Raw genomic sequence first — 8,536 nt, 5'->3', positions numbered from 1 at the left:
GGCGCGGACAGTGCAGCTTCCGCCGCATGGCGGCCGCCGGCGCTCAGCCGCGCCGCGTTCCAGTGCGGCGGCAGCGGCGGCTGCCACAGCGCCCCGGCCGGCAGGCGGGAGCGGTCCCGCTCGCGTTCGCCGGCCTCGTCCTCGCCGTCGCGCTCCGGATCGGCGGCGTCTTGCCGCTGCCTTTGGGCTTCGCGGGCAAAGGCTTCAGCGGCGCCGTCGGCTTCGGCCGCCGGCCGGGCGTCCATGCTCGGCGCGGGAATAGGCGTCATCGCTTCCATATCGTCCTCTCTTCCTGCTCGGCCTCGTCCAGCCGCAAACGCCGCATGCGTTCCTGGCGGCGCTGCAGCTTGGCCCAGCGTTGATACTTGTCTTCCTTGCGCAGCCATTGCCGACGCAAGACCTGTTGTTCCTCGCGCCGGCCGGCCAGGCCCTGGCGCTGTTCTTCCAGCTGTCCGCTTTGCAGGTCCAGGTTCTGCAACTGACGTCGCAGCACCGCCTGCTTGCGCTGCAAGGCGAACAGCTGGCCGCGGCTCATCGCCCCGGCCGGCCGTTGCGCCAGCAGCAATTGGCGCAGGCCCTGGCCCTGCGAGGCCAGCGCTTCTTGCTCCGCCGCCAGCGCGCCGTCCTGGCGCGCCAGCTGAGCCAGCTCGGCCTCGCAACGCGATTGCGCCGCCTGACAACGGCGCAGCAGCGCGCCCAGCTTAGGCAACAAGCTCATGCAGGCTGCGCAGGGTGTCGGCGAAACCCGCGCCTTCGTCCACCGGCTGGCGCAGCCAGCGCCGCAGCGCCTCGCGCGCGTTCATCGCCCGGTCGTTGTCGGGGTTCTCGCCGGGGCGGTATTCGCCCAGGTCGATGAAGACTTGCAACTCTTCCAGCCGCGCCATCAAGGCGCGCAGCGCCGAGGCCGCCTGCAGATGGCCGCCGTCGCAGACCTGCCCCGCCACGCGGCTGGCGCTCTTGAGCACGTCGATGGCCGGGTAATGGCCCTGACCGGCCAGCTTGCGGCTCAGATAGATGTGGCCGTCCAGGATGGAGCGGATCTCGTCCGCCATCGGGTCCGGCTCGTCGTCGCTCTCCAGCAGCACGGTGTAGAAGGCGGTAATGCTGCCGCCGCGGGTGGCGCCGGGGCGCTCCAGCAGCCGCGGCAGGCTGTCGAACACCGAGGCCGGGTAGCCGCGCCGCGCCGGCGGTTCGCCGGCGGCCAGCGCCACGTCGCGCAGCGCGCGGGCGTAGCGGGTCATGGAGTCGACGAAGAGCACCACTTTCTTGCCCTGGTCGCGGAAGTACTCGGCCACCGTGGTGGCCAGCAGCGCCGCGTTGCAGCGGTCCACCGAGGAGAAGTCCGAGGTGGCAAACACCAGCGCGCAGCGCTCGCGCTTGGGCGAGGCGCGCAGCGATTCGGCGAATTCGGTCACTTCGCGGCCGCGCTCGCCGATCAGGCCGATGACGAAGACGTCGGCGTCGCTCTGCTCGATCAGCATGTGCATCAGCACGGTCTTGCCGCAGCCGGCGGAGGCGAAGATGCCGACGCGCTGACCGACGCCGCAGGTCAGCAGGCCGTCGATGGCGCGCACGCCGGTGGCCAGCGGCTCGCGTATGCCCACGCGCCGCGAGTACGGCGGCGGATCGGCGTCGATGCCGCGCTCCTCGCCGCCAACGCCGGCCTCGGGCGCGAAGCGCTCGACGATGCGGCCGGTGGGGTCCAGCACCGCGCCCAGCGCCGACTCGCCTATCCAGGCCGCCAAGGCGCGGCCGGTGGGTTGCAGCACCGCCTCGCGCGACAGGCCGCGCGCGTTGCCGATCAGGCTGAGCACGGCGCGCGGGCCTTGAAAGCCCACCACCTGGGCGCGGGCCACCACCTCGCGGTCCTGCCAGCTGCGGCGGATGTCGCACAGCTCGCCTATCGCCACCTCGGGCAGCGCGGCTTCCAGAATGGGGCCGGACAGGCGTTGCGGATACGCCAGCCGGCGCAGCAGGCGCGGCGCTTTCATCGCAGCAGCGACTCGCTGAAGCGTTCCAGCGCGTCGAAGAAGCCGTTCAGCGCCTCGGAGAAGCGCTTGCCGTCGGCCAGATAATCCGGGTGGGCCATCGCCTTCAGCTCCAGATAGCCGTCGTTGGCGGCCAGTTGCAGCTGGCCGCCGCGGGCGAAATGGCAGCCCTGCATCAGGTCCTGCAGCAATTGGCCGGCGCGCTGGGCCAGCACCGCCTCGTTGTGCTCGCCCAGCCGCGACCACAGCCACACCTCGCCGTCCTGGGCGCTGACGTGGATGCTGGGCAGATCGTGCAGATCCAGCGCAATGGTGGAATGGCTGTCCAGCTCGCCCAGCAGGGCGGGATCGCAGCCGCTCTCTTCCAAGGCGGAGCGGACCAGTTGGGCGATATCCATGGCGAACATAGGCGGAATCCTTTTTTAAATGGTTTTGATCACGTTCACCGACACGCTGTCGGCGATTTCGCCGAAGGACACCACTTCCAGGTCGCGGAAGCGGGTCTCGACCAGTTTCTTGATGAAGCGCCGCACGTCCACCGAGGCCAGCAGCACCAGGTCCTTGTGCGCGATACCCATGCCGTCCAGACCGAGCGCGAACAGGTCCATCAGCTCGTCCGAAGCCGCCGGCTCCAGATTGAGGAAGGCGCCGGCCGAGGTCTGGCGTATGCCCTTGCGCACCATGTCCTCCACCTCGGCGGACATCATCACCGCGCGCAGTTCGCCGCCGCTGGCGAACTTGTGGCAGATGTAGCGCGCCAGCGCGCCGCGCACATGCTCGACCAGATTGATCACGTCTTTCTCACGCGGCGCCCACAGCGCCAGCGCCTCCATGATCAGCTTCATATTGCGCACCGAGATGCGCTCGGCCAGCAGCCGTTGCAGCACTTCGGCGATGCGCTGCACCGTGGCGTGGCGCAGCACTTCCTTGAGCAGGTCCGGGTATTTGGCCTCCAGCTGATCCAGCATGTGCTTGGTTTCCTGGACGCCGAAGTATTCGTTGACGTGGCGCGCCAGCAGCGCGGCCAGGCAGTGATAGAGCTCGTCCAGCGCCGGGCGCAGCTGGTAGCCCAGCTTGGCCAGCTTGTCGCCGTCGGCCGGGCGCACCCAGGCGCACTGGCTGGCGCCCTGGGCGCTGAACACCGGCTGCACCAGCGCGGCGGCCTCGTCCGAATAATTGATCACCCGCAGCAGATCGAAATGCAGTTCGAACTCGTCGGCGCGGATTTCGTTGATCAGCACCGCCACCCGGTTGTCCGGCAGGCCTTCGCCGTCGCGCAGCAGCATGTCCGGCAGCCTCACCCCGTAGTCGATGAAGAACTGGCTGCGCAAGCGCTCGGCCAACTGCGCCTGCTCCAGCGCGGCGCGGCGCGCCTTGGGCACCAGCAGGATCAGCGGCACGGTTTCCGCCGCCACCTTGTCCAGATTGCCGATCAGGCCCAGGGAGCTGTCCTTGCCGCTCGCCGGCGCCCCGCCGGCCGCGGCCGCCGCCGGAGACTGGGCCGCGCCCGGCGCGCCTTTGCCGGCCATGCGGCGCTTGTAATAGAACAGGCCGCCCAGCGCCGCGGCCAGGATCAGGAACACGATCAGCGGGAAGCCGGGCAGCATGCCCACCGCCAAAGCCAGCACCGCGGTCACCACCAGCACGAACGGGTTGCCCAGCAACTGGCTCATGATGTTGCGGCCCATATTGTCGCTGTCGCCGTTGACGCGGGTGACGATGAAGCCGGCGCTGATGGCGATCAGCAGCGCGGGGATCTGCGCCACCAGGCCGTCGCCGATGGTGAGCATGGTGTAGGTGGACAGCGCGGTGGACAGGTCCATGCCGTGCTGGGTCATGCCCACGGCGATGCCGCCGATGAAGTTGACGAAGATGATGATGATGCCGGCGATGGCGTCGCCCTTGATGAACTTCATCGCGCCGTCGAAGGAGCCGTAAAGCTGGCTTTCGCGCTCCAGCACGCTGCGGCGTTCGCGCGCGCCGTCGGCGTCCACGATGCCGGCCTTGAGGTCGGCGTCGATGCTCATCTGCTTGCCGGGCATGCCGTCCAGCGAGAAGCGCGCCGCCACCTCGGCCACCCGCTCCGAGCCCTTGGTGATGACGATGAACTGCACCACGGTGACGATGGAGAACACCACGAAGCCCACCGCCAGGCTGTCGCCGATCACGAACTGGCCGAAGGTGTTGATGATCTCGCCCGCGTCCGCCTCGATCAGGATCAGGCGGCTGGTGCTGATGGACAGCGCCAGCCGGAACAGGGTGGTGATCAGCAGCACCGAGGGAAAGGTGGAAAAGCTGAGGATGCGGTCGATGTAGAAGGAGCCCATGAACACCAGCACGGCGATCACGATGTTGAGGCCGATCAGGAAGTCCACCAGATAGGTGGGCAGCGGGATGATCAGCATCGCGATGATCATCACCATCAACAGCAGGATCAGCAATTCCGGCCGCGAGCGCGCGCCGTTGAGCAGGGAATTAAACACCGTTAGTCATCCAAAGCGATTCGATATTGGCGACGGGCCGCGGCCCGCCGGGAAAAACAGCCAGGCAAGACGGGACGTGTCCCCCCGCCTTGCCTGGCGGCTCTCGTTTACTCCGCGCCGCCGCCCTCGGCCTCGCGCCGGCGCTCGGCCAGCTCGTGGCGGTAAGCGATGGCGGCCAGGCGGCGGAATTCCTCCTGCAAAGCGTCCAGCCAGCGTTCGTCGACGAACAACTGCGGCGGCAGCGCCTTGCAGGCCTGGTACAGCGCCTGCAGCAAGGTGGAATGCTCGCTGTGGCGGCTGAGCAAGGCGGTGTCGCCCACCGTCTCCGCCAGCAGGCCGTCCAACTGCTGCGGCTGTTGCAACAGCGACAGCAGGAACAACAACCAGTCCGCCTCGCTGGGGTTGAAGGCGCATACCTGCGGGTTGGCCAGCATGCGGCCGACGAAGAGCGCGTCGGCCGAACGCAGCAGCTTGAGCTGGCTCAGCCGGCCCAGCAGGTTGCCGAACTCCAGCCGCGAACAGCTGGCGTCCAGCGAATCGATGTCGGCCAGCAGCGCGCCTTCGATGAAATCCAGCACCACCGCCCGGCGTTGGTAGCCGTAGCTGCCCACCCAGTCGGCGTAAATCTCCACTTCCGCCGCCTCGCTCTCCAGAAACTGGCGGTAGCTGGCGCGCAGCAGGCCGGGGCTCAGGGACAAAGCCTTGCCGAACAGCCTCGCCTTCAGCGCGCAATTGATGCCGGCCTTCAAAGGCTTGGCCTCGGCTTGCTCCTCCACCTGCTTGAGCAGGGCCTGCAGGCGTTTGCGCACCACCTCGTCCAGCTGACGGCGGCGCAGCAGTTCGCGCAGCACCAGCACCAGATCGCTGTCGTCCGGGAACAAGGAGCGCGCCTGGCGCAGCAAGTCCTCGGCGCTGATCCCGTGGGACTTGGCCACGTTCACGATCTGCTGCGCCTTGGGCTGGGCTTCCTCGTCCAGCACCCGTTCGAAACTGTCGGCCAGATGGCCCAGCTTCTTGTCGTAATCGCGGCGGTTGCGGAACTGGGTCAGCGCCGCCGACATTTCATCGGTGGACTGGACGAAGCGCTGCACCTCGGCCGCCGGGCTGGCGTCCTCCACCTGCTGCGCGTCCGCCTGCCGGGCCTCGCCCTGACGCTGGGCGTCGCGCTGGGCGTCCAGCTTGCCCTGGTGCTTGGGCGAGCGGACGCCGAAGACCGGCGGCGGACGGCCGCTAATGTCCACGCGTCGCGCCCTTGGCCGCGCCCTCGGCGCGCTGTTCGCGGTCCAGATAATCCCGCACCCATTGCTGCAGCGGATCGCTGGAGATGCCGCCCTCCTTGGCCACCGCCGCCGACAGATCGCTGGCGTCCGGCGTCAGCGGGTCGTCGATCTCGCGCGGTTGAATCAGGAACACGCGCACGGTATTGCTCTGGTTCTGGCTGCGGTAGCGGAACAGGCCGCCCACCAGCGGCAAGCTGCCCAAGAACGGCACCTTGTTGTTCTGCTCGATATTGGCGTCGCGGGTGTAACCGCCTATCAACAGGCTCTTGCCCTGCGGCACCCGGGCCACGGTGCTGATGCGGGTGCGGCCCACCTCGGGCAAGGCGTCCTGCGGGTCCTTGTCGTAATCCGGGCTCTTGGCCTCGCGGCCGTCCTCGATATTCAGCGACATCTCGATCTGGCCGTCGGCGGAGAAGCGCGGCAGCACGCTGACCAGGGTGCCGTAGGTCACGTGCTGCAGGCTGGCATTGCGCTCGCCCACCAGCTTGGCGTAGAAGGTGCGGTTATTGTCGAAGATGGCCGGCACGTTTTCCTGGGTCAGCACCACCGGGCGCGACACCACATTGGCCTTGTTCTTCTGCGACAGCGCCATCACCGAGGCGATGAAGCGGGTGCCGTCCAGCGTGCTGATCGAATTGCTGGGGTTCAGCGCCACGCCCAGCTTGTTGCCCACGGTGACGCTGCCGCTCCAGTTGACGCCCAATTGATCCAGATCGCCCTTGTCCAGATCGATGATCCACAGCGACAGCTCCACATGGCGCTTGGCCACGTCCAGCGCCAGCGCCAGGTTTTCGATGAAGCGCACCTGCTCGGTGGTGCCCTTGATCAGCAGGCTGTTGGTGTCCGGATAGGCGATCACCTTGATGTCGCCGGCCGCCGTGTCCTGCTTCAGCGCGTCAGGCAGGCTGAGGCCGGCCTGGTAGGCCGGCGCCTTGAGCTCCCCGCCGGCGGGGAAGTCCGGCATCGCCGGGATGTCGCTGCCCCGCGCCGGCGGCCGCGCCGGATTGGCGGCGGTCTGCAAGGGCTTGTCCTCGCCCTGCAACAGCTTCTCTATCACCGTGGCCATGCCGGGGATGACGATTTTCTGGTCGCGCAACTCATAGCTGCGGTCGCTGACGAAGGTGTTGTTGAGCCGCACCACGCCGATCTTCTGCCGACCCAGCTCGATGCCGTCGCTCTGCTTGTCCATGAAGCCGGCGGCGTTGACCACCAGATCCACGAAGACCGGCGGCCCGGACACGTAGAAAGTGCCGCTGCGGTTGTCTCCGCGCAGCGGATAGCGCTTGTCGTAGAGGCCGGACTTGCGCAGGAAGTCGTTGAAGGCGGAGAGCGAGACATTGCGCAGCGACACCACCGCGTTGCGGGTTTCGCTGGCGTCGTAGACGTAGATGGCCTGGCCGTCGTGATACCAGATCAGGCCCAGCTGCTGGGTCATCTTGTCCAGCAGCGCCTGCGGATTGGCCAGGTCGAAATCGCCGCTGATCTGCTTGCGCGCCGCCTGCTTGCTGACGATCACCGGCTTTTTCAGCCGCGAGGAAATCGCGTCGAAGAAAGAACGCAGGCCCTCCTTCTTGGCGACGTAGCCGGCGGAGTCGGCGGCGCGCGCCGGTTCCGGCGCGGCGGCGGCCGGCAGGGCCGCGAGCAGCGTCGCGGCCAGCAGCGCGGCGGATAAAAAGCTTCGATTCATTTGGTGGCCAGTTGAATGATATTGGACAGACCGCGCGGCGACACGCCGATCAGTCCCTTGATTTCGTTGGAAAAATGCGACGACGAGGCGTAGCCGTGCTTGAGCGCCACCTGGGTCAGGTTTTCCCGTCCCTCCGCCACGTCCAGCAGCGAGCGGGCCATGCGCCAGTCGCGCAGCTCGGTCTTGGCCGCGTTGCCCAAGGCGTGGCGGCACAAGCGGCGGAAGTGGGAGTAGGACACGCCGTAGCGTTCGCCCAGCGCCTGCAGCTTGTCGCCGCAGGTGGACTGGGCCAGCAGGAAGCGCACCAGCCAATAGCTCTCGCTGCGGCGCAATAGCGACAGCAGCGCGGCGAAGGCCGGCGACGGCGTCAACACTTGGAGCAAGAACCAGTATTCGCAGCGCTTGCGGTCCTGCCAGGCGCTCAGATCGGCCAGCGGCAATTGCGCGCAACGCGCCTCGCCAGCCGGCGCGTCCGCGTCGCGGGCCTCGTCGGTCTTGGCTTCGTCGACAAAAGCCAGCAGCTTGCTCAAGGGCTCCAGCCGGACCGGCTGGAAGGCCAGCGCGCCGGCGGCCACGCTCACATCCACGCGGTCCAGCAGCAGCAGGCCCTGCCAATCCGCCGCCAGGGTCAGCGTTTCCGCGCCCTCTTCCCAGCTCAATTCCAGCCGCGCCTCTTCCCGGCGCGGCGGCAGCAGCCAGACGTCCTGGGCCGGCGCGCAGCGCTTGGCGGCGGCCTCCAAAGTCTCCAGCGGGAGCAACACATCGTTATCGGTCATCGGTCAAACGCCCTGCGGGGCTCGTGCTTGGACCGGGAAAGTGTCCCCCAGCGCCGCGGGCGAATCCTGATGCAAATCTGATGGGATCCCGAGTTTTCGCTCCAGCGCCCGCCAGATAGAAAGAACAGGCCCGCCGCAACGGCCCTCGCGCGGCGCAGGCCGCAGCGAGCGCGCAGGCGCGCCCCGCTTGAGCCGGGATCAGCGCCGCGATTATCCCTTTCCCCGCCGCGGGCAACTTTCAACTATCGACCATGGCGCCGGCTTTTCGCCATCCGTAAGAACGCTCAGCAAAACTACGCGGGCGCGGGCGCGCCGCCGCCGT

Annotated in this window: 7 protein-coding genes and 1 pseudogene; all 8 read right to left on the bottom strand. The window is 67.9% G+C overall.

The features are described 5' to 3' along the window. A pseudogene (locus tag NK214_RS22075) lies at positions 1-269 on the bottom strand (hypothetical protein); the annotation flags it as partial. Then, on the bottom strand, positions 266-718 hold the full coding sequence (locus NK214_RS22070; protein WP_019103510.1) for a hypothetical protein: 453 nt from the start codon (positions 716-718) through the stop codon (positions 266-268). The pseudogene NK214_RS22075 and the gene NK214_RS22070, both read right to left, overlap by 4 nt. Beyond that, positions 702-1,991 (bottom strand): type III secretion system ATPase SctN, encoded by a 1,290-nt coding sequence (gene sctN, locus NK214_RS22065; RefSeq protein ID WP_227105388.1) that lies wholly within the window; start codon positions 1,989-1,991, stop codon positions 702-704. The genes NK214_RS22070 and sctN overlap by 17 nt, the downstream gene beginning before the upstream one ends. Beyond that, positions 1,988-2,395 carry an SPI-1 type III secretion system chaperone SpaK gene (gene spaK / locus NK214_RS22060; protein WP_107800828.1) on the bottom strand — a complete coding sequence of 136 codons (408 nt, stop codon included), beginning with the start codon at positions 2,393-2,395 and terminating at the stop codon, positions 1,988-1,990. Before spaK ends, sctN begins: the two co-directional genes overlap by 4 nt. A gap of 15 nt (positions 2,396-2,410) precedes the next feature. Continuing rightward, positions 2,411-4,471, bottom strand: a complete 2,061-nt coding sequence (locus NK214_RS22055; RefSeq protein ID WP_107800829.1) for an EscV/YscV/HrcV family type III secretion system export apparatus protein — start codon at positions 4,469-4,471, stop codon at positions 2,411-2,413. Positions 4,472-4,578: 107 nt separating this feature from the next. Next, on the bottom strand, positions 4,579-5,712 hold the full coding sequence (locus tag NK214_RS22050; protein ID WP_304502826.1) for a YopN/LcrE/InvE/MxiC type III secretion system gatekeeper: 1,134 nt from the start codon (positions 5,710-5,712) through the stop codon (positions 4,579-4,581). Beyond that, positions 5,702-7,438: a type III secretion system outer membrane ring subunit SctC gene (gene sctC, locus NK214_RS22045; protein ID WP_305883571.1), complete on the bottom strand. Its 1,737-nt coding sequence runs from the start codon at positions 7,436-7,438 to the stop codon at positions 5,702-5,704. The genes NK214_RS22050 and sctC overlap by 11 nt, the downstream gene beginning before the upstream one ends. Next, positions 7,435-8,214: an AraC family transcriptional regulator InvF gene (gene invF / locus NK214_RS22040; RefSeq protein WP_107800831.1), complete on the bottom strand. Its 780-nt coding sequence runs from the start codon at positions 8,212-8,214 to the stop codon at positions 7,435-7,437. The genes sctC and invF overlap by 4 nt, the downstream gene beginning before the upstream one ends. Between the last annotated feature and the right edge of the window lie 322 nt (positions 8,215-8,536).

The sequence above is a fragment of the Chromobacterium sp. S0633 genome (assembly GCF_024158805.1).
Taxonomy (GTDB): domain Bacteria; phylum Pseudomonadota; class Gammaproteobacteria; order Burkholderiales; family Chromobacteriaceae; genus Chromobacterium.
Note: the sequence above shows the minus strand (reverse complement) of the source record. Positions and strands in the feature narration are given on the sequence as shown.